The sequence below is a fragment of the Candidatus Competibacteraceae bacterium genome (assembly GCA_016713505.1).
Lineage (GTDB): Bacteria > Pseudomonadota > Gammaproteobacteria > Competibacterales > Competibacteraceae > Competibacter_A.
The window spans coordinates 108,187-127,136 of the sequence record JADJPA010000002.1; the positions used below are offsets into that span (position 1 = coordinate 108,187).

General features: G+C 58.7%; 22 protein-coding genes. 10 read left to right on the top strand and 12 right to left on the bottom strand.

Going from position 1 to position 18,950, the window contains the following annotated elements; all coding sequences use genetic code 11:
• The first annotated feature begins 235 nt into the window (after window positions 1-235).
• Window positions 236-502: a hypothetical protein gene (locus tag IPK09_15390; protein MBK7984981.1), complete on the top strand. Its 267-nt coding sequence runs from the start codon at window positions 236-238 to the stop codon at window positions 500-502.
• Window positions 453-854: an IS1 family transposase gene (locus tag IPK09_15395; GenBank protein MBK7984982.1), complete on the top strand. Its 402-nt coding sequence runs from the start codon at window positions 453-455 to the stop codon at window positions 852-854. Before IPK09_15390 ends, IPK09_15395 begins: the two co-directional genes overlap by 50 nt.
• A 173-nt stretch (window positions 855-1,027) precedes the next feature.
• Here the strand turns inward: IPK09_15395 and mmuM are convergent, their stop codons facing one another.
• From mmuM to IPK09_15415, 4 genes are all read right to left on the bottom strand, one after another.
• Window positions 1,028-1,981 carry a homocysteine S-methyltransferase gene (mmuM, locus tag IPK09_15400; protein MBK7984983.1) on the bottom strand — a complete coding sequence of 318 codons (954 nt, stop codon included), beginning with the start codon at window positions 1,979-1,981 and terminating at the stop codon, window positions 1,028-1,030.
• On the bottom strand, window positions 1,978-2,205 hold the full coding sequence (locus tag IPK09_15405; protein MBK7984984.1) for a hypothetical protein: 228 nt from the start codon (window positions 2,203-2,205) through the stop codon (window positions 1,978-1,980). The genes mmuM and IPK09_15405 overlap by 4 nt, the downstream gene beginning before the upstream one ends.
• A gap of 12 nt (window positions 2,206-2,217) precedes the next feature.
• Entirely contained in the window at window positions 2,218-2,544 is a 327-nt protein-coding gene (locus IPK09_15410; protein ID MBK7984985.1) for a hypothetical protein, read from the bottom strand.
• Between the two features lie 229 nt (window positions 2,545-2,773).
• Window positions 2,774-3,448, bottom strand: coding sequence for a cell wall hydrolase (locus tag IPK09_15415; protein MBK7984986.1), 675 nt, complete (start codon window positions 3,446-3,448; stop codon window positions 2,774-2,776).
• 97 nt (window positions 3,449-3,545) lie between these two features.
• Between IPK09_15415 and IPK09_15420 the strand changes: the two genes are divergently transcribed.
• Together IPK09_15420 and IPK09_15425 are read left to right on the top strand one after the other, a co-directional pair.
• Window positions 3,546-3,986 carry a hypothetical protein gene (locus tag IPK09_15420; protein ID MBK7984987.1) on the top strand — a complete coding sequence of 147 codons (441 nt, stop codon included), beginning with the start codon at window positions 3,546-3,548 and terminating at the stop codon, window positions 3,984-3,986.
• Between the two features lie 146 nt (window positions 3,987-4,132).
• Complete coding sequence (locus IPK09_15425) at window positions 4,133-5,614, top strand: DegQ family serine endoprotease (protein MBK7984988.1); 1,482 nt, start codon at window positions 4,133-4,135, stop codon at window positions 5,612-5,614.
• 92 nt (window positions 5,615-5,706) lie between these two features.
• Here the strand turns inward: IPK09_15425 and IPK09_15430 are convergent, their stop codons facing one another.
• On the bottom strand, window positions 5,707-5,943 hold the full coding sequence (locus IPK09_15430; GenBank protein ID MBK7984989.1) for a thioredoxin family protein: 237 nt from the start codon (window positions 5,941-5,943) through the stop codon (window positions 5,707-5,709).
• A gap of 166 nt (window positions 5,944-6,109) precedes the next feature.
• Between IPK09_15430 and IPK09_15435 the strand changes: the two genes are divergently transcribed.
• Complete coding sequence (locus IPK09_15435; protein ID MBK7984990.1) at window positions 6,110-6,448, top strand: winged helix-turn-helix transcriptional regulator; 339 nt, start codon at window positions 6,110-6,112, stop codon at window positions 6,446-6,448.
• Window positions 6,449-6,615: 167 nt separating this feature from the next.
• Here IPK09_15435 and IPK09_15440 read toward each other — a convergent pair whose 3' ends face one another.
• From IPK09_15440 to pyrF, 4 genes are all read right to left on the bottom strand, one after another.
• A complete protein-coding gene (locus tag IPK09_15440; GenBank protein MBK7984991.1) occupies window positions 6,616-6,954 on the bottom strand; it encodes a hypothetical protein in 339 nt (112 codons plus the stop codon).
• Window positions 6,955-7,115: 161 nt separating this feature from the next.
• The gene (locus IPK09_15445) at window positions 7,116-7,829 is read right to left on the bottom strand and encodes a hypothetical protein (protein ID MBK7984992.1); all 714 of its coding nucleotides are present in this window, start codon (window positions 7,827-7,829) and stop codon (window positions 7,116-7,118) included.
• Between the two features lie 332 nt (window positions 7,830-8,161).
• Window positions 8,162-9,052: a glutamate racemase gene (locus IPK09_15450; GenBank protein MBK7984993.1), complete on the bottom strand. Its 891-nt coding sequence runs from the start codon at window positions 9,050-9,052 to the stop codon at window positions 8,162-8,164.
• Window positions 9,053-9,079: 27 nt separating this feature from the next.
• The gene (gene pyrF, locus IPK09_15455; GenBank protein MBK7984994.1) at window positions 9,080-9,838 is read right to left on the bottom strand and encodes an orotidine-5'-phosphate decarboxylase; all 759 of its coding nucleotides are present in this window, start codon (window positions 9,836-9,838) and stop codon (window positions 9,080-9,082) included.
• 283 nt (window positions 9,839-10,121) lie between these two features.
• Here pyrF and IPK09_15460 point away from each other — a divergent pair, with 283 nt between their 5' ends.
• Genes IPK09_15460 through IPK09_15470 form a run of 3 tightly spaced genes read left to right on the top strand, consistent with a single transcriptional unit; the run spans window position 10,122 to window position 13,138 of the window.
• Entirely contained in the window at window positions 10,122-12,287 is a 2,166-nt protein-coding gene (locus tag IPK09_15460) for a type IV pili methyl-accepting chemotaxis transducer N-terminal domain-containing protein (protein ID MBK7984995.1), read from the top strand.
• Window positions 12,288-12,320: 33 nt separating this feature from the next.
• Window positions 12,321-12,692, top strand: coding sequence for a response regulator (locus tag IPK09_15465; protein ID MBK7984996.1), 372 nt, complete (start codon window positions 12,321-12,323; stop codon window positions 12,690-12,692).
• Complete coding sequence (locus IPK09_15470) at window positions 12,689-13,138, top strand: chemotaxis protein CheX (GenBank protein ID MBK7984997.1); 450 nt, start codon at window positions 12,689-12,691, stop codon at window positions 13,136-13,138. The genes IPK09_15465 and IPK09_15470 overlap by 4 nt, the downstream gene beginning before the upstream one ends.
• 54 nt (window positions 13,139-13,192) lie before the next feature.
• On the opposite strand, the gene IPK09_15475 is transcribed toward IPK09_15470, so the two are convergent.
• The 3 genes from IPK09_15475 to IPK09_15485 are packed head-to-tail and all read right to left on the bottom strand — an operon-like array spanning window position 13,193 to window position 16,819.
• Window positions 13,193-14,689: a polyamine aminopropyltransferase gene (locus IPK09_15475; protein ID MBK7984998.1), complete on the bottom strand. Its 1,497-nt coding sequence runs from the start codon at window positions 14,687-14,689 to the stop codon at window positions 13,193-13,195.
• 21 nt (window positions 14,690-14,710) lie between these two features.
• Window positions 14,711-14,851, bottom strand: a complete 141-nt coding sequence (locus IPK09_15480; protein ID MBK7984999.1) for a hypothetical protein — start codon at window positions 14,849-14,851, stop codon at window positions 14,711-14,713.
• Window positions 14,852-14,878: 27 nt separating this feature from the next.
• Complete coding sequence (locus IPK09_15485) at window positions 14,879-16,819, bottom strand: DUF4178 domain-containing protein (protein MBK7985000.1); 1,941 nt, start codon at window positions 16,817-16,819, stop codon at window positions 14,879-14,881.
• Between the two features lie 172 nt (window positions 16,820-16,991).
• On the opposite strand from IPK09_15485, the gene IPK09_15490 reads away from it, so the two are divergent.
• The gene (locus IPK09_15490) at window positions 16,992-17,291 is read left to right on the top strand and encodes an antibiotic biosynthesis monooxygenase (protein ID MBK7985001.1); all 300 of its coding nucleotides are present in this window, start codon (window positions 16,992-16,994) and stop codon (window positions 17,289-17,291) included.
• A 191-nt stretch (window positions 17,292-17,482) separates the two neighbouring features.
• Window positions 17,483-18,949, top strand: coding sequence for an NADH-quinone oxidoreductase subunit M (locus IPK09_15495; GenBank protein MBK7985002.1), 1,467 nt, complete (start codon window positions 17,483-17,485; stop codon window positions 18,947-18,949).
• The last annotated feature ends 1 nt before the right edge of the window (window position 18,950 follow it).

Below are 18,950 nucleotides of genomic sequence, written 5' to 3' on the forward strand. Positions count from 1 at the left end.
CGTTCGGAATCCGATGATCGCGCGGATTGACGACATGTTCGAACGTTGTAGCACCCGTTTTCTAGGTGAGAGTCCTAACTTAAGATAGATATCATGATTATGAATGCGAAAAGGGCATGACCACCAGAAGGGAGAATGCCATGACCGAGGTTGTCTGCAAACGTTGCCAGGGAACGGATCACGTAAAAAACGGTGTTGTTCGCGGGTTGCAGCGCTATCGCTGCAAGGCGTGCGGATGCAATTTCACGGCAACGAAAGCGCGGGGATGCCTGCGGCAGCGAAGGCGCTGGCGACCCTTCTTTATGCGATGGGCAACATGAGTTTCTGCGGCATCGCCCGTCTTTTGGGCGTCAGCGACGTTGCCGTTTTGAAGTGGATAAGGAAAGAGGCAGAAGCTTTGCCAGCACCGGAAATGCCCGCCAACGTTGAGGTTGTGATGCTCGACGAGATGCATCACTTTCTTAAAAAAGACAGAAAAACTATGGCTTTGGCGAGCGTATGACCCTATCGAGCGGCGAGCTCTTCCCTGGGTTTTGGGTCGGCGTGATGATGCAACCTGCCGAGAGCACCTCGGAAAAATCGGAATCGAAGGCCATACGTTCGTGACCGACGACTGGGAGGGGTTCCACCGCAACATTCCCGAAGGCCAACTCTTCACTGGCAAGGATTTGACCTTTCCCATCGAGCAAGACAACAGCAACCTCCGGCATTATCTGGCGCGGTTCCGACGCCGCACCAAGGTCGTTTCAAAATCGAAGAAGATGGTCGATCTGTCCCTGCGCCTTCACCATCATGTGCGCGACTCCAAAAACTACGCCGCCCTCGCCGCCGTCTTCTTATCTATCTTAAGTTAGGACTCTCTTCTAGGTTAAGGGTTTATGAAACCGCAGATGCGCGATTCACATTGAAACGAGGCGGGCCATTTTGGTCGGTTCAGCATGACTGGCGCGACGAAACTCGTTAGCCGGTATCAGGCGCTCGCGGCGCTAATGGGAGGGAAATTGCAGCCGGTTGGCGCGATAGAAGGTTAAAGGCGCGGTTCGGGCAGGCGGCGGACCCAAGCGGCTAATGCAGCGGTATGCTCGGGCGTAGTGCGACAGCAGCCTCCGATCAATCGGGCACCACCGGCATACCAGCCCTGAGCGGCCGTCGAAAACTCGGCACAGCTGGCGGTTCCTGCCCAGCAACGGCGGTCGGGGTGATAGGTTTCACCCGAGTTCGGATAGACCACGATAGGTTTTCGAGTGACGGAGGCGATGGCGTGAACCAGAGCTGGAATGTATTGCGGGGCGGTGCAATTTACGCCTACGGCGACCACTTGCGGTTGATCGTCCAGCCATGCCGCGCAGTCGGCCAAGCGTTCGCCGTGGCAGGTATGAGCGCCGTCGCGGGCACTGAAGCTGATCCAGGCGGCGGCGTCGGGAAATTCAGCCAACAACCGCGCCAACGCCCGCGCTTCGATAAGACAAGGTAACGTCTCGCAAGCCAGTAGGTCGGGACCGGCTTCAAGCAAGGTGGCCAGCCGCAACCGGTGAAAATTCATCAATTCAGTTTCACCCAAGCCATAATCGCCCCGATACTCCGACCCATCCGCTAAAAACGCGCCGTAAGGTCCTAGCGAAGCCGCCACCAACGGACGAGGTCGGCTGTTGCGGTTGGCCGGTTCCCGCCAAAATTCATCGCGGGCTTCCAAGGCCAGCCGCACCGAGCACCGCAGCAAAGCAAGGCTTTCTTCGCGCCCGAGACCGCGCCGCCTGAAACCTTCGACGGTAGCCTGATAGCTGGCGGTGATCGCGATATCGGCCCCGGCGCGAAAATAATCCAAATGGATCTGCCGGATCAGTTCGGGGGCTTCGAGCAACACCTTAGCCGACCACAGCGGATCGCGCAGATCGCAACCTCGGCGTTCGAGTTCGGTGGCGAGCGCACCGTCCAGAACCAACATTGGAAACTGTCGCAGCAGTTCCGCAAGCAGATTCATCGTTCGGGGTCTTGGCCGGCGCGCCGCGTGGCGGCGTCCTGCATAAACCGGTCGAGATTCTGGGAAAAGGCTTTTACATCCTGAGGGCGGGTCGGTATCGCCGGTGCGGTTAGGGTGCTCGGCGTCGGTTCGGGCGCCACCAAAACCGGCGCTTTACGATCCAGCCATTGCATCAAACTGAGGCCCATTACGGCTACCACTACCAGCAATAACAACACGCGCATGGCAATTTACCGTCACCGCGTTTGACGATTGAAGCGTTGATAGCAAGTGTCGAAGCCATATCCGCTCATGCAGCGCTCGAAATCCGCACAAAATGCGTCCCCGTAAGCGGCGGCGCAGGTGTAGGGATCGTAGCTGTCGGAGCTGACCTTGGAAACGGGCGCTCCAACCGCTTCGGTGTTCGGTGGGTTGACTTCCAATACCACGCTGGCGATTTCTGTGCGGACGGAGATGGGGGCTAACAGCCCGTCGCTGTCCGCCGCTTTACTCGATCCGGCACAAATGGCGATCAAACCGATGACCGCCGCCAGCGACCATTTTACTCTTGCTTGCAGCGCCATCGTATGCTCTCCACCACCCACGGACTGTTGGTAATCGGCTATCCGGCCGGGAAATCGGCTCGAATGAATGAGATTCTCTAGGTCTATGCAGGTGTTGTGCCGTCCGTGAGGAGCCACTGACAGGGCCATCACTTTTGAAGTGCTGTAGAAAATTCACCTCGGTCTGTTAATAACCTTGGTCTGTTAATAAAAGAACCGGGAGGGTCAAAATTTTGACTGCCCGTGGAAATTAGGGGTTAGAAAGCTCGGGCGGGGTCGCGAGCCGATAAAAGCGGATGCGCTCGGCGGGTAGCAGCGTTCCGCCGATGGCCACCGCGCCGATGAAGCGTAATGCCCGGTTTGCTTCCCAGGATGGCAAGGGGCCGCGCGCCTGAGCGGAGCGGGGGTAATAAAAATTGACCACCAACGATAGGCCGTGACGGCGTTCCCAATCCGTCTGGATGAACGGATTATCTTGTCCTTGCAAGGCGATGCGCGCGGCGTCCAGCGCTTGTCGCCAGCTCGTCGGGTCTCGTGGGCATAGAAAGTCCCGCGAAAACGGCGAGCGAACCGATAGGGCGGGATTGAATTGACCCCGCTTAAAAATCACCCCGGAGACGCCAGCGCCGTAACGTTGCCGCATGGCCGCCGAAGCCTCGCCCAAACGTACCCGGTTCATGGTCCCCCAGGCGATCGCCTGATACACCCGCCCATCCTCCGCAAAGCCGGTCGAGCGGCTTTCCGCATTGACCAAACGCGCCAGTAGCTCCGCTGGAGCCGCTTGGGTTTTCAGGACGGCCTCGCCGATCGATTCCCGCGCACCGACCGTCAGGCACGGCGGCAGCGGTGCGGTGCTCGCTCGTTGCGGGAGAATTCCAGCGGTGATGAGGACCAATGCTAAAGTAACTGGCTTGAAAGGTTGCACGGATGGTCTCCTGCTGGAAATTCTTCGTTCCAGCGGCTGAAGGGGTATTGCCGGAAAGGTGATAGTGTGCCGGATTTGGAGCAGAGGGCTATTGGCTATGAGTGAAGCAACCGGATCGAGTGGCGGTTTCGATGCCGCGCTCGGGGCGCTGCGCCGTTATCTGATGGAAAAAGGTAATCTTTTCGACCGCGGCCCGTCTTATGAAGGCGATGGTAAGGTCTTGTCCAGTGTCAAACAAACCGTCCAAATGTATCAGGAGCTGGGTTATAGCAAACTGATGGAATTCGGGAATCCGCCGGTCTATGCGGTTTTGGCGCGCGGCCACCGGGAAGTCCATATCTTTCAGCCGCGCGATCCCAAGGTTCGGGAATGGTTGGAGAACCGCGCGGCCCCCCAGAACGATCCCGCCATGGAAGCTTACTTGCTGGAAAGAGCCGGGTTGCGTGAGAGCGATTTACCGGTCGATGATACGCCCCGGCACTTCCATATCAACGAAGTGGATGACGTATTCATCGCCAGTACGGACGATCCCGATTGAAGGGCGACGGGGATCGCTCGGACGGCGCAAGGCGGAAAAGTTCGGCGCGAGCCTTAAGCTTTCCTTAAGGATGCTCGGTCACACTAAAGCGCAATGATGGGCTGGATCATTCCCGATTCCAGTCAATGCACAGGGCAAGAGAGGTGATGGCCGTGCAAGTTCCCAGCAAATTCAAAAGCCGAGTGATCGCGGTCGCTTTGGCGGCGGGCGGTGCTGTTCTGACAACCGGAGTTTTGGCGCCCGCGCTGGCGTTGGATAATGCCCCGCAAACTCGGGTGGAGATGACCGTCCCCGATTTTAGCGCGCTGGTGGCGCAGAATTCCGCTGCGGTAGTGAATGTCAGCGTCACCGGTAAGAGCACGCCGGCCTTGGCCTGGCAGGGTGGACCCGACTCGGATGACGAGGACAATCCTTTCGGTGAATTCTTCAAACATTTTCCCAAACCTCCCATGCCACCAGGCGGCAAGGGAATGCCGCTGCAAGGTTTGGGGTCCGGTTTCATCATCTCAGCCGACGGTTATATCATCACCAACCATCATGTGGTCGATGGCGCGGACAAAATCACCGTCAAGCTGAATGACAAACGCCAGTTTCCCGCCAAATTGATCGGTAGCGACGCGCAATCCGATATCGCGCTATTGAAGATCGACGCCAGGGATTTGCCGGTGGTGACCACCGGCGATGCCGCCGGCCTCAAGGTCGGACAATGGGTGTTCGCCATCGGTGCGCCGTTCGGGTTGGAACGGACCGCCACCAAGGGTATCGTCAGCGCGCTGGGCCGGTCTTTGCCGAACGATACTTACGTGCCGTTTATTCAGACCGACGTGCCGATCAACCCCGGTAATTCGGGCGGGCCGCTGTTCGACCTGACCGGCAAGGTGGTAGGCATCAACTCGCAAATCTTCAGTCGCAGCGGCGGTTACATGGGTCTGTCGTTTGCCATTCCGGTCGATGTGGCGATGGAGGTGGTCGCGCAACTCAAGGCCGACGGCCACGTCACGCGGGGCTGGTTGGGAATCACCTTGCAGGAAGTCACGCAAGATCTGGCCCGCTCGTTCAATTTGGAACGGCCGCGCGGCGCGCTGGTGTCGGAGGTCAACGCCGGCGGTCCCGCCGCCAAGTCCGGCTTGAAAACCGGCGATGTCATCGTTGCTTACGCCGGCAAACCGATCGACGATAGCGCCGATTTGCCGCCCTTGGTCGGTACGACCAAGCCGGGCGCGACCAAGCCGCTGACCGTGATCCGCGATGGCAAGGAGCAGGAGATCGCCGTAACGCTGGGCCAACTGCCGGATAAAAACCCGCAAGAACTGGCCACGAATAACCTGCCAAACGACGGGTCGCCGCGCCTGAACGTCGTGGTCGCCGATGTGCCGGCCGGACAACCTGGCGCCGGTGAAGGGGTGCTGGTGCAACAGGTCGGCCCTGGCCCGGCGGCCGAAGCGGGCGTGCGGCCGGGCGATATTTTGCTGAGCCTTAATAACCAGAAGATCGAGAGTGTCGCGCATCTCCAGCAACTGGTGAAGGAGCTGCCGCGTGGCAAGCGCACGCCGCTACTGGTGAAGCGCGGCAACGGTGCGCTGTATCTGGCGGTGGAAATTCCGGCTGCCGGCGCGCAACCAGGCTGATTGATCCGGCCGGTTTACGGCGCGACGGGTCGTTTTACGGCGCGGCTTGGGAAGCTCTCGGTTCGACCTCCCAAGCCGTCGTGACAGACGCTTTATTTCAAGGCGTCGAGGCCCGCGCCAAAGTTGATGTGAAACGGCAGGTCATCCAGAATGAGCGCGGGAACCGATTTGACGCCCTTGGCTTCGGCCTCCGCGACCCGATTCCGCTTTTCTCCCAAGTGAACGATCTCCACCTCGTAGCGTTGCGGATCGAGCGCGCGAGCGACATTCTGTTCGGCGGCGACGCAGACCGGGCAGCCGGCATGATAAAAAATGGCTTTGCTTTTCATCGCGGGTTCTCCTGGATGCGGGTGGTATTGAGCCGGACGTACCGTTTTGCGAAGCGGTTGAAATCCAGCAGCCGGCAGGTCAAGCCTGCAACAAGCGGCGCGCTTTGCACAGCAGGCACTTTTTGGTGGGGCGGACACTTTTTAGTGAAAATTGGTGATTTAACGGATGAAAAGAAATATCGCTGCTCCGTCGGTTTATACCAAGCTGGAAGACGTGATCGGCTGCAAATGGTCGGTCTCGGTCTTACACGCCGTTCGCGAGGGCGTTACCCGGCCCGGTGCGCTCGAACGGGAAATCGCCGGCATTTCGACCAAGGTGTTGTCGGAACGCCTGCGCAAACTGACCCATTATGGGTTGCTCAAAAAAGACGCGTTCCCGGAGGTGCCGCCGCGAACCGAATACTCCCTGACGGCGGCGGGCCGCCGGCTGACGGACATCATCGAGCAAATCCAACAGCTCGATAGCCACATTCAAGCGGCCGGACCCAACGCTTTGATCGAATGACTTAGCGAGTCTTGGCGGAACAGGGTCGATCAGACGGGCTGAAATTCTGAAGCGATGATTCGGGGCCAGCGGCCTTGCGCCCACCCCGGACTCCAGGAAGTTGCGTGCGCCGGCGCGGCGGGATTTGTGCTGGCCGCAGCGGCAAGACTGAGGAGCGCTCGGGCGAGTTATCCTTTTAAACCGAGGATTCTGCCGATGAAACTGAACCAACTTTTGAAGCCGAGCGTTACCAGTATAAGCCCGCCGATGAGGCTGATTTCCTCAATAAACCCTTCAGCATCTTCGAGGATCGGATTGCTTGCATAATTGATAATTTCATCGCTGAAATCAAATAGAAAACCAAAAAACATTAGAACAAAGCCAAAAATGACCATGCGCCAAGCGCCGCCGGATAATTGTGGAAAGCGCTTGGCGGATTTGCTCAAAATAATAATGAGAGCGAAGGTAATAACTAACTTTAGGCCCTCCAAAACTACATCTATCATATTGATATGTTCCACGAACATGAGTCGCCTCCTTTAAGTTTTCTTAGCACGGATTTAATATATCCCGGTAGAAAATCCACCAAAATAGTGATGCATTTGAAGGTTGCGATGAAATAAAAAAGCTCTTGAGTTAAAAGCTTATGGGTAGGTGTGGGGAATTTGGCGTTCGACGGGACTCCGCATCAGGGACTTTTTATAATAGTGAAAAGGCAGTGCTCGTTACCCTGAGCCCGGCAGCTTGACTCGCTGGCTCGGACGGGTGTGGCGTCAGGAGGGCTATTCAACAGACCTGTCATAAGTCCGGCAATAAAGTGACACTGCGGAGTTGAACTATGTCGGTTCAGGGCAAAGGGCGATAGCGAGAGTTTGACCTCCATTAAATTGGAATCCGCAATGGTAAACGGCCGTAATGCGGGCAATACTAGCTGAGCCAAGGCAACAAGGATTGAGCCATTGATCCGGTGGTTTTTAAACTTTGCAGTAAAAATGTACCGGCCGGTATGCTCGCCGAGCTCGTATAACATTGCGCTCCGTATGTTAGCCGATAGCGATGATTCGAATTCAAAGACTGGCTTAATAATATCGGGATAGCGTCCAGCAATCGATTTCGCCAATCCGCTTAGATGAGTTGAAGTAGTGGAGTCTGGAGCGCTGTTATCAAGACCCGACTTTTTTATATCCAGCACGCCGTTAATACGGCTAAGAATCTGCTTGATTTTGGCAAAATCAATTTGATCGTCCAGAGTAGAGAAAAGAACCCATGACTGACCAGAATGCTCGGCTTCTTTCTTTCTGTATTTAGCGATCTTAAAGCCATTATGCAATAACGCTATGGTAAGATTGCTAAATAGCCTGGGATTATTATTTTCGATTAAAATGGAAACTTCGGTAACCACACTGAATTTCCTTATCGGACCTCTCTTGGCGATAAAAAATATGCAATATTAATGCCATTAAAATCCATTGGAGATGAGGGCGCGACGATCACGATGCGATAACTGGCTGCAAAGGATACGGTTACAGAGAATATCCGAGTAAAGTTATCCCGTTTTCTGGATGGGTAATGTCCTCGTGGTTTGGAAACTTCCTGAGAGGGTTATTGCTCAGGTGTTTTGATCGTTTGCTAATCGACTCAAATATCGGCGTATTTTGAGTGTCGTGTATTGAATGAGCACGATCCATTGGGGATACGATGCCGAGGAAACCTGCTACAGGTTGGAATGACGGGTCACCGTGACCCCAGTGTGCGGGATTTAAGGCCCGAGGTGGTGGCCGGAGGCGCGGATGGTGCTGCCGAGTTGAGGCGCATTTCCTCTGGTCGGAAGGGTTTAGGCAAGGGTTGGAGCGGGACAGGCTGTTCCAGCAGCAAACCCATCACCCGCGCGGTGCGGTCGAGTGCGCCGCTGGTGAAATAACGTTCTCCGCTCATGCCGTTGCGGTCCGCCAGCGCAGCCGCCGCTTCCAACCGGCACCGCACTTGGCGGGCCACCGCCGCGCTGGGGTCGACTATCGCGACGTTCGGGCCGGCCAAATGCTGGATCAACGGGGTCAGGAACGGATAATGGGTGCAGCCCAGCACCAGCGTGTCGGCGCCTTGCGCCAGCAGCGGTTGCAGGTAACTTTCCAGCAGCGCGCGGGGATGCGGGCCGTTCAAGTCGCCCTCTTCTACGCAATCGGCCAAGCCGGGACACGGTTGCACCATCACCCGCGCCCGATGGCCGTGTTGGTCGAGCAGGGCGGCGAACTTGTCGCTGCGCACCGTGTGGCCGGTGGCCAGAATGCCGACCACCCCGGAACGGGTGGCGGCCACCGCCGGTTTGAGCGCCGGCTCGATCCCGATGACTGGCACGGCAAACTGCTCGCGCAAGCGGACGATCGCCGTCGCCGTGGCGGTGTTGCAGGCTACCACGATCGCCTTGGCCCCTTGCTCCAGCAGGAACTCACTGATGGCGACCGAGCGCTGGATGATGAAATCCACCGCTTTGTTGCCGTAGGGGGCATGGCCGGAATCCGCAACGTACAGCAGCGTCTCGTAGGGCAGATCGGCACGGATCCGCCGGAACACCGACAACCCCCCCACGCCGGAATCAAAGAGGCCGATGGGCTGGCTGGGGTCCATTGGGTGCCGGTCAAGTCCCGTTGTTATTCAGGCTGCTGGCGTCGCGACGGCGAACAACCGCGCGATCCGGTCCTGAATCGCCGCCGCCGCCGCTCGGGGGTCGGGCGCTTGGCGGATCGGCCGGCCTACCACGATGTGATCGGCTCCGCTCAAAAAAGCATCCTCGACATCCATGGTGCGCTTCTGATCGTCGGCGGGCTTGTTCAGCACCGGCCGGATGCCAGGGGTGACGATCAGCAGTTTTTCGCCTAGACTGGCGCGCAGCTCGGCCGCTTCCAGCCCTGAGGAAATCACCCCGCGGCAGCCGATCTCCAGCGCCCGCCGCGCCCGCGACAGCACTAAGGTCTTGGGATCGCAGGCAAAACCCAGGTCGTCGAGGTCGCCTTGATCGAGGCTGGTCAGCACGGTAACGGCGAGGATTCCCAAGTCGCTAGCCATCTCCCGCACCGCATCAACCGCCGCCCGAAGAATAGCGTCGTTGCCGTGAACCGTCGCGAAGGTGGCGTCATAAGATTGCAGCTGGCGCACGGCGGAGCGAACCGTTTCCGGCACGTCGAAAAATTTGAGATCGACGAAGACTTTTTTGTCGCGGGCGCGCAGCCACTCGATCAGCTCGAAATAACCGCCGGCCATAAATAATTCCAGGCCGATCTTGTAAAAGCGCACCGCATCGCCCAGCGTTTCGACCAGTTGCCGGGCGGTGGTCGGATCCGGCACGTCCAGAGCAAAGATCAGGCGTTCGGCCGGGGGGATCGGTTGGTTGGAAAGCAGCTTGGAAGCGGTCATGGGGTGCGTCGTGCGGGCCGGCAAGTCGTGGAAGGGATAGCGGCGATTCTAGCGCGGTCGGTGTGCTGATAACAGGATCGGGCATTGAACGCTAGCGGATACTGTGCCGAGCCGTCCGATCCAATGCTTCACTGAGTGACCCGACCCACGCCCTTCCATCCTTCATAAGCGCTTTTGAGATATTTGGCATTATTTTTGCCTCGCTCTAGTTCTTGAAAGTGACAAACGATATCAAGCTGTGTCGTTTTCACGAGTTTTTATACCAGAAAGAAGTAGGAATACTATGAAACCCTCCACCGCTCATGCTCGCAGCGGACTCAGCAAATACCGGACTATCGTCATCTCCATCGCGTTGTTTATCGTCTTCGACCTCGGCGTGTTGGTGATGAATTTTTACATCTCATCGCAGATCACTAAAGATGCCATCGGGGTCAATCTGGCCGGGCGTCAGCGGATGCTCTCGCAGCGCACGGCAAAGACGTTGTTGCAGCTTCAGAACGCCACGCAAAGTAACAGCGATATCGAAAAACCGCTTGAAGAGTTGCGTAAGACCTTCAATCTGTTCGATGGCACGCTGCGCTCGTTCAACGAGGGCGGTCAAGCGGTCGGTGGCGACGGCAAGCCGGTGGTCCTGGAGCGGGTAGACGACCCCGCCGGCCGCGCGGCCATTGAAAAAGCCTTTGCGGTTTGGACGCCTTATCGCGAGAAATTGCAGCCGGTGCTGACGGGTGATGCGCCGGCGCGGGTCGCGGCCTTACCCGACGTGGTGTCTTACGCCCTGGCGAACAACGTGCAGATTCTCGATCAGATGAATTTCCTGACCACGGCCTTGGAGCATATGGCCTCCGCCAAAGCCGACCGGCTGCGGATGATTCAGGTGGGGGGCATCACGCTGGCGCTGATGAACTTTTTTGTCATTTTGCTGCATTTTATCCGCCAGTTGCGGGAGAGCGATGCAATGGCCGAAGCGGCTCGGCGCGAGACCCAGGACATCCTGGAGTCGGTTTCCGAGGGGCTGATGCTGCTCGATCGCGACCTTAAAATCGGCGATCAATACTCAAGATCGTTGGAAACGATCTTCATCCGCCAAAACTTTGGCGGTTGCTCGTTCCTCGAAATGCTGCGCGAGGTAGTCCCGGAAAAAATTTATAAAGAAGCCAGCGACTACCTCGACATCCTGTTTAAGGAACACGTCAACGTCAAGTTGGTGGCGAGCCTCAACCCGCTCGGCAAGGTCCATGCCTACTTTGACTACGGCCAACGGAGCAAATACCTGGCGTTTCAGTTTAGCCGCGTCCACAACAAGGACCGTAAGCTGTTTCACCTGCTGGTGACGGTCAAGGACATCACCGCCCAGGTCCTGCTGGAGAACGAGCTGGAGCAGTCGCAAAAGCAGACTGAGGAAAAGGTGAACATGATGCTCAGCATCCTGCACGTCGAACCATCCGTGTTGCGCGAGTTTCTGGACCGCGCCGATCGCTCGCTGCGCGAGGTCAACGACACGCTCAAGCGTTACGGTAGCAAACGCCGCGCTCGGGACGACCATTACAGCTTGGTGTTGCAGGAAATCTTCCCGATCGTGCACACGCTCAAGGGCGAGGCCGCGCTGCTGGAGCTGGCGCTGTTCGTGGATAAGGCCCACGCGTTCGAGGACACCATCAGCGAGTTGCGCGGGCGGGCGAATGTCTCGGGCGACGATCTGCTCAGCCTCACGGTCAAGCTCGACAAACTGATGAGCGACGTGCAAGCCGTGCGCGAGATGATCGAGCGCATCACCAGCTTGAAGGAAACGTTTGAGTCAGCGCCGGCAACGGCGGAAGCGGCGTCCGTCAAGTTGCCGAAGGTGGCAGCGGTCGCGCCGGCGCCGCTCGCCTTCGATGAGTTCCGGCGGCTGACGCAGAAACTGGCCGACGACCAAGGCAAGCAGGTCAATCTCGCCGCTCAGGGCTTTGAGACGTTGGCGCTGGTCGGCGAGCCGGCGGCGACGTTGCGCGATGCGCTGGTGCAATTGGTGCGCAATGCCGTCGTCCACGGCATCGAGGTTCCCCAAGAGCGCACCCGCGCCGGCAAGGCCGCCGCCGGCACCGTTCGGCTGCACGCCAAAGCGGCCGCCGACGGTTACGAAATCATCTGCCACGATGACGGTCGCGGCCTCGATGCCGAGCGGTTGCGCGCGGCGGCGCTGAAAAGCGGGCGTTGGTCCGCCGAGGAACTGGCGGGCTGGGACGAGGACCGTTTGCGCGGTCTGGTGTTCGAGTCCGGCCTGTCCACCGCCGAAGCGGTGACCACCGCCGCCGGGCGCGGCGTCGGCATGGATGTGGTCAAGCGCAAAGTCGAAGCGCTCGGCGGACATTTGGCGTTCGCGACCCAGCCCGGTCACTATTGCGCCTGGCGCATCACCCTACCCGGTGGGCTGGCGCTGGATCAACTTGGATTCAAGGCCGCTTGACGGCCCTAGCACACCGACACGGAGAAGGAGAACATGATCAAACTACTGATCGTCGATGATTCCAATATCATCCGGCGCAAGATCGAGCGCAGCGTCAGCGTCGCGGGCCTGACCATCATCGGCACCGCCGCCAACGGCGTCGAGGCGGTGAAGCTTTTCAAAAAACACACCCCGGATCTGGTGACGATGGACCTCACCATGCCGGAGATGGACGGCCTGGAGGCGGTAACGGCGCTGCTCGCGCTCAAATCCGACACGCGCATCTTGGTCGTCTCGGCGCTGGCCGACAAGACTACGGCGATCGAGGCGATACGCCGGGGCGCCAGAGGGTTTCTCTGTAAGCCCTTTACCGATAAAGAACTGAACGACGCTTTGATGGAACTTTTGGAGTTTGACGTCCGATGAACGAACAGCACCTCAAGATTTTTGTCGACAGCGCGACCCACTACTTCAAGCATTTGTCCAACGAACCGGCTGCGGTGCAGGTGCCGTATCTGATCGATCACGACGAGTCGCTGGTCTATGACTACACCGGCGTCATCGGTATCGCCGGTCTGTACAAAGGTAACGTTTACTTCAGCGCTCCCGAGGGGATGATGCGTTATCTGCTCACGACTCAGGGCGAGAACAAGCACACTCCAGAGCATTGTCTGGATGTCGTCGGCGAGATCGCCAACACGCTGGCCGGCAACGCCCGGCGCGAGCTCGGCAGCGAGTTCTTGATCTCGGTACCGTTCAAGATCGCCGGCAAACCGGACATGATGTTGCTCGCTAAGAAAAGTCGCTCGTATGCCATTCCGATCCAGTGGCGTTTTTATATGGCGGTCTTGGTGGTGAGCGTCGAAGAATAAGATTTGGCCAAAGACCGGGCATTACCGCGGCGCTGCCCGGTTCGAGCCAATTGATTATTGGGTCGCCTGGCTCCATTCGCGCTCGTAATAATGCACCAGGATTTGATTGTTCAGGCGGTTGATCTCGGTCTCGACCGGCCCCATGTCCGGCGGAAACTGGAACAAGGTCGGAGCGCTAGCGACGGTCAGGAAGCGCAGGCCGGGCGGGTAGCGCTCGGGCGGTTGCCAGGGTTGCCAGCTCGCTAAAACGAAGCCCCATTCGCCGAACGCCGGCACGTAGGCGTGATACGGCGCCACTTGCAGCCCCACGCTGGCCAGGGTGTGGGCGATGCACCAGAACGACTGGCGGGCATACAGCGGCGAGGTGGTCTGAATCGCCGCCGCGCCGCTCGCGGTCAGGTGTTTTGCCAGCAGTCGATAGAACGTATTGGTGTAGAGCTTGCCCAGCGAATAATTGCTCGGGTCGGGAAAATCCACCACGATGAAGTCGAAGGTTTCGGCGTTCTGCTCCAGCCATCGAAAAGCGTCAGCATTGACAATCCGCACCTTGGGGGAGTTGAGCGCGTTTTGATTCAACGGAACGAGCAGCGGATGGCCGGCGAACAGCCGGGTCATCTCCGGGTCGAGATCGACCAGCGTGACGGTTTCGATGGCCGGGTAACGGAGGATTTCACGCACCGCCAACCCGTCGCCGCCGCCCAGCACCAACACCCGCCGCGCGCCGGGGATCGCGCTCAAGCCGGGATGCACCAGCGCCTCGTGGTAGCGGTATTCATCGCGGGAGCTGAATTGCAGGTTGTTGTTGAGGAACAGCCGCAGATCGTCCTTCCAGCGGGTCAGCACGATGCGCTGGTAGGGCGAGGTGCGGGCCAGCACGATTTCATCGGCATACAGATTGTCCTCGGCCCACGTGGTGAGCTGATCGGCGACCGTCAGACCCACCAGCAACGCCAGAATCGCGGCGCTGCACTGACCGCGCAGCCAGCGTGACTGCGGCAACTGCTCGCGAAACAGCCACAGCGCCCACGCCGCCACCAGCACGTTGAGCAGGCCAAACAGCAGGCTGGTGCGATTCAAGCCCAGCTGCGGCGCCAGCAGGATCGGAAACAGCAGCGACACCGCCAGCGCGCCGAGATAATCCAGCGTCAACACCTGCGCCACCAGCTCCCTGAAGGCGAACTGTTGCTTGAGGATGCGCATGATCAGCGGGATTTCCAGCCCGACCAGAATGCCGACGATCAATACCAGCCCGTACAGCGCCAGCCTAAACACGCCGCCCCAGGCGAAGATCAAAAACAGAACCGGCGCGGAGAAGCCGCCCAGGATGCCCACCGCCAGCTCGATCTGGATGAAGCGGGCGATCAAGCCCCGAACCACGTAGCGCGACAGCCAGGAGCCGATTCCCATTGCAAACAGATACGTGCCGATGACGGTCGAAAACTGAGTGACCGAATCGCCCAGTAAATAAGATGCCAGCGTGCCGGCGATCAATTCGTACACCAGCCCGCAGGAAGCGATGACGAAAACCGAGATCAACAGGGCATGGGTCATCGCCGACGATCCCTAACCGCTTTATTTATGATAAATCCCCCGCGCCGTACCCGGCGGGCTTTTGGCCTCGCTGACCGCGAACACGCTCCAGCCGCGATATTGGGCGGCAAAGAACAACGTCAGGATCAAACCACCAACGATCAGATAGCTTCGGTATAGCATGAGCGAGCGCGCTCCGTTGCTGCTGGTCTACTCATCGTCACCCTCATTCGCCTCTCCTTTACTCGATGGACCGTAATCGCTTTCCGCCCAACGCGCCCGCTCGTACGCCCAAACCCGCCAGCGAAACCCCAACGGCAACACCAGCAAACCCAGCAGGGCCAGGAGAAAGTTGGTCCAGCCTGGCACATCGCGAAACACCGTAAAGGTACTGGTGACAGTCGCAGAGCCGGGCGGTAGCTCGGCTTCGACGTTGAGATAGTAGTTTCCGGCCGGAATGGCGGACAGCACCGCCTCGTCGCCGGCGTCGCCTTCCGACCAGCGTTCACCCTCATCGACGCCCTGGTAATAATCCAGCTCGCGCCCGATGGCGTAGCTGGCGCCGGTGTCGCGTTCGATGAGCGCCAGATCGAAATAGACCCAGTTGTTATTGAGGTTGGTTTGGGTGCGGATGACCAGATTGGAGGCACGCCCGTGCAAGGTGAACGGTTCGCCGGTTTGCGGCTTGTCCTGCGCGGCGGCATCGAACAAAAAGGTTTGCTGGTGAACCCGTTGGTTGGCGGACAACAGCAAGGTGATGAGCTGGCCGGCGAGCAACACAGCCAGAAACAACCAGAGCAGCCGCCGCAATCGGGGTCGCTGCGGCTCGTGGGGTGAAGGTTGATTGGCGCCGATCCCGATGCGCGCCGGCAGAGGCTCTGGCAACTGAAAGGCGGCTTTGACGGTCGCCGGCTCGACGTACTCCGCACGCGACCAAACCGCTTCCTTCGCGCTGAGTTCCAGGCTCAACTGAAACGGCGGCGCAATGTAATCCCGAATCTCGCAGCGTTCGCCGACCGCCACCCGCCAGTAGAACTCCCCCAGCACGTAGCTGACCTCAGCGTCAGCCGTCTGAAAATGTCGGTAAGTCCGGTCCTGGTCAGCGGCCTGTGCTTGCGCGCCGCAGCCGGTCACCAGCGGCGGTTCGGTGGTGGTCCGAACCAGATTCCAGTGGCCGTTGTATTCCACCAGCCAGCGGAATCCTTGCTCCCGGTGGAACAGCAGGTACTCGCTCCATTCGTACTGGATGCCCTCTACGGTCACACGGCGGCGTAGATAACCGATGGTCTCATACTCCACGCCTTCCAAACTGCCGCGCGCGCCCAGCGGAATGCTCGGCTCATACCGGATCGCGGCCTTGAAGCTGGACAGGATGCGAAAATTCGGCTCGGTAATATCGATGATCGAACCGCAGGTGCCGCAGGCTAGGGTTTCGGTATGGCCTTTGGCGCGAACGGTCAATGAACCGCCACAGCCGGGACATTGAAAAGCCCGCGCGTCGACGCCGCTATCAGATTCCCAGCCCACCGGCGGCACCCGGCGCAGCCGAGCCAGCTTGAGATCGTCGAAACGGAGCTGTTCGCCCACGAACACCAGCGGTGGATTCTCGCTGTAGTCGAGCGTGGCGAACAGGTTGCCGGCCGCTTGCAAATCCACCACCGGCGCTTCGTAACCGGGGCCAATTCGGATCGGCAATTCGCCCTCGCCCGCGATGCAACGGGCGTTTTCGAGGTTCGTCACCTGAAAGACACGACCTTTCAAGGGTACTGTTACGCCGGCCCGCAGCTCTGAAAAAGGGGGCAGTGGTTCGGGCGGTTGGATCAGAAAGGTGACTGCATAATGGCCCAGCGTTTCACCCAGCCAGCCCTCACGCTGGTTCTCGAACAGCAAGTACCATTCATTCCAGAAGCCCTGACCATAGCGCAACTGGATACGGCCGACGACCGTAAAGCGGGTTTTACGATAAACACCTTCGGTCCCGAGTTGGATCGGCGAGGAATCCGGCAGCAGTTCCGCCATTTTGCCGATGGTTTCCAGCTTCAGGTCGTGGCGGATCAACGTGCTTTTGCAGTAGTCGCAGACCGCTAGAATGGATACGGCCGATTGAAAGGCGATCGCCGCGCCGCAGGAAGGACAGTTAGCGGTTTTCATAAGCTTATGTGCGGGAGTAACGGAAGCAATCTAATAATAGTTGATTTTATATCATCATCTCAAATGCAATACCCAACATCAACCGCACTACTATACCTCCAACCAACCAAACAAAACGGCGCTAAAATTCAGCCCAGCATCAGCCGCCGCCAACTTCAAAGGCAAAACCATCATGACCGACCCCAGCATCCACATCGTCGCCCGCATCGTTGCCAAACCGGATACCGTAACGCAATTACAAGCAGTACTGACAACGCTTTTGGAACCCACCCGTCAAGAAGCAGGCTGTCGTCGCTATACGCTGCTCCAAAACCAGCAAGATCCCACCGATTTTACCTTCGTGGAAGAGTGGGCCAGCGAAACCGCCCTCAACGCACACCCACAAACCGCTCATTTTCAAGCCGCTTTTCGCCAAATATCAGAATTGCTCGGGGCAGAGCCGGATATTCGACGCTATAAGAGGGTGGGGTAGCTATTGGCGGAAGAGCAAAAAACGACCTCAATCACAAGCTGATGCGGTTTTTACCGATCATTTTCTGATAAGCCTGACAGAACGAGGTCAATTAACGTACAATACTCTTTATTATTTAATAAATAATTCAATAATTTAAGAATATCCATAGGCGAGACCCGCCACGAGCCGGCGGCGGATAAAGAACAATCATGAAAATGCTCAGCCTGATTTTGTGGGTTCCCTTTTTCGGCGCGATGCTGGTCGCGCTCTTGCCAGCCGACCAGCCGCGCCTGATTCGCGCAGTGTCCCTGTTCCACGCGGGCCTGACCCTGATTCTGTCGTGGAGCTTGTTGGCCAAATTCGACCGCGCCACGGCGGCGCTGCAATTTGTCGAGCAAGTGGTGTGGAGTTCCACCATCGGCGTTTCCTACGCACTGGGGGTCGATGGTTTGTCCTTGCCGATGGTGCTACTGGGCACTTTACTGGCCACCGTGGCGCTGCTGGCCTCGAACCGGGTGACGGTGCGGGTCAAGGGTTACCACGTCTGGTTGCTGGTGCTGGAATTCGCCATGCTCGGCGTGTTCATGGCCCAAGACTGGTCGCTGTTCTTTATGTTCTGGGAACTGACCCTGATCCCGCTGTTTTTCCTGATCGACCTGTGGGGCGGCGAAAAGCGCCACGCCGCCAGCCTCAATTTCGTGCTGTACACCATGGGCGGATCGATCTTCATGCTGATCGCCCTGATCATGATCTATCAGGCCACGCCCGAGCATAGCTTCGCGATGGCGGCCATGGCCAAAACGGCTTTGCTATTGCCCCGCAACGAGCAGGTGTGGCTGTTGCTGGCGTTTCTGGTCGGCTTTGGGATTAAAATTCCGATTTTTCCGCTGCACGGCTGGCTGCCGCTGGCTCACGTCGAAGCGCCGAGTCCGATCAGCGTCCTGCTGTCCGGGATTTTGCTGAAGATGGGCGCTTATGGGCTGTTGCGAGTGGTGGGGGTTCTGCCGCAGGCGGCCCTACTGTTGCAGCCGTTGCTGGTCGGCATCGCGTTGATCAGCATTCTGTACGGCGGGTTGCTGGCGTGGCGGCAGACCGATTTGAAAGCGATGATCGCCTATTCCTCGGTCAGCCACATGGGCGTGGTGGTGCTCGGCATCTCGACCCTGAACGAGATTGGCTTACAGGGCGCGACCTTGCAGATGGCGGCGCACGGATTGATCGCCGGCGCCCTGTTTTTGCTGGTCGGCCTGCTGTACGAGCGCACCCACAGCCGCGAGCTGGCCGATTATGGTTCGTTGGTGCGGGTGACGCCGCGCTTCACCTTTCTGATGACGCTGGCCTTGCTGGCCGGAATGGGAATGCCGGGACTGGCCGGATTCGTAGCCGAGCTGCATGTGTTGATCGGCGGCTTCGCGCGGTGGGGTTGGCTGATGGTGCTGGCCAGTTTGGGGATACTCATGAGCGCCGCTTACGCGGTGCGCACCATCGGCGGTTTGTTCGCCGGACCGATCCGGCCGGAACTGGCGCAGATGCCGGACATGCGGCCGCTGGAACTGGCGGCAGCCATCCCGCTGGCGGCGGGCTTGCTGCTGATGGGCTTGCTACCGGCTCCCGTCGTCGCCTTGAGCAGCGCCAAGGTCGCGGAATGGGCCGCGCTGTTCGGCCGCTTGCCGTAGG

Bases quoted from the DNA above. Each gene is read 5' to 3' on its own strand.
- IPK09_15390 (MBK7984981.1), top strand. From the start codon at position 236: ATGCAATTTCACGGCAACGAAAGCGCGGGGATGCCTGCGGCAGCGAAG.
- mmuM (MBK7984983.1), bottom strand. From the start codon at position 1,981: ATGAATCTGCTTGCGGAACTGCTGCGACAGTTTCCAATGTTGGTTCTG.
- IPK09_15405 (MBK7984984.1), bottom strand. From the start codon at position 2,205: ATGCGCGTGTTGTTATTGCTGGTAGTGGTAGCCGTAATGGGCCTCAGT.
- IPK09_15410 (MBK7984985.1), bottom strand. From the start codon at position 2,544: ATGGCGCTGCAAGCAAGAGTAAAATGGTCGCTGGCGGCGGTCATCGGT.
- IPK09_15420 (MBK7984987.1), top strand. From the start codon at position 3,546: ATGAGTGAAGCAACCGGATCGAGTGGCGGTTTCGATGCCGCGCTCGGG.
- IPK09_15425 (MBK7984988.1), top strand. From the start codon at position 4,133: ATGGCCGTGCAAGTTCCCAGCAAATTCAAAAGCCGAGTGATCGCGGTC.
- IPK09_15430 (MBK7984989.1), bottom strand. From the start codon at position 5,943: ATGAAAAGCAAAGCCATTTTTTATCATGCCGGCTGCCCGGTCTGCGTC.
- IPK09_15435 (MBK7984990.1), top strand. From the start codon at position 6,110: ATGAAAAGAAATATCGCTGCTCCGTCGGTTTATACCAAGCTGGAAGAC.
- IPK09_15440 (MBK7984991.1), bottom strand. From the start codon at position 6,954: ATGTTCGTGGAACATATCAATATGATAGATGTAGTTTTGGAGGGCCTA.
- IPK09_15450 (MBK7984993.1), bottom strand. From the start codon at position 9,052: ATGGACCCCAGCCAGCCCATCGGCCTCTTTGATTCCGGCGTGGGGGGG.
- pyrF (MBK7984994.1), bottom strand. From the start codon at position 9,838: ATGACCGCTTCCAAGCTGCTTTCCAACCAACCGATCCCCCCGGCCGAA.
- IPK09_15460 (MBK7984995.1), top strand. From the start codon at position 10,122: ATGAAACCCTCCACCGCTCATGCTCGCAGCGGACTCAGCAAATACCGG.
- IPK09_15465 (MBK7984996.1), top strand. From the start codon at position 12,321: ATGATCAAACTACTGATCGTCGATGATTCCAATATCATCCGGCGCAAG.
- IPK09_15470 (MBK7984997.1), top strand. From the start codon at position 12,689: ATGAACGAACAGCACCTCAAGATTTTTGTCGACAGCGCGACCCACTAC.
- IPK09_15475 (MBK7984998.1), bottom strand. From the start codon at position 14,689: ATGACCCATGCCCTGTTGATCTCGGTTTTCGTCATCGCTTCCTGCGGG.
- IPK09_15480 (MBK7984999.1), bottom strand. From the start codon at position 14,851: ATGCTATACCGAAGCTATCTGATCGTTGGTGGTTTGATCCTGACGTTG.
- IPK09_15485 (MBK7985000.1), bottom strand. From the start codon at position 16,819: ATGAAAACCGCTAACTGTCCTTCCTGCGGCGCGGCGATCGCCTTTCAA.
- IPK09_15490 (MBK7985001.1), top strand. From the start codon at position 16,992: ATGACCGACCCCAGCATCCACATCGTCGCCCGCATCGTTGCCAAACCG.
- IPK09_15495 (MBK7985002.1), top strand. From the start codon at position 17,483: ATGAAAATGCTCAGCCTGATTTTGTGGGTTCCCTTTTTCGGCGCGATG.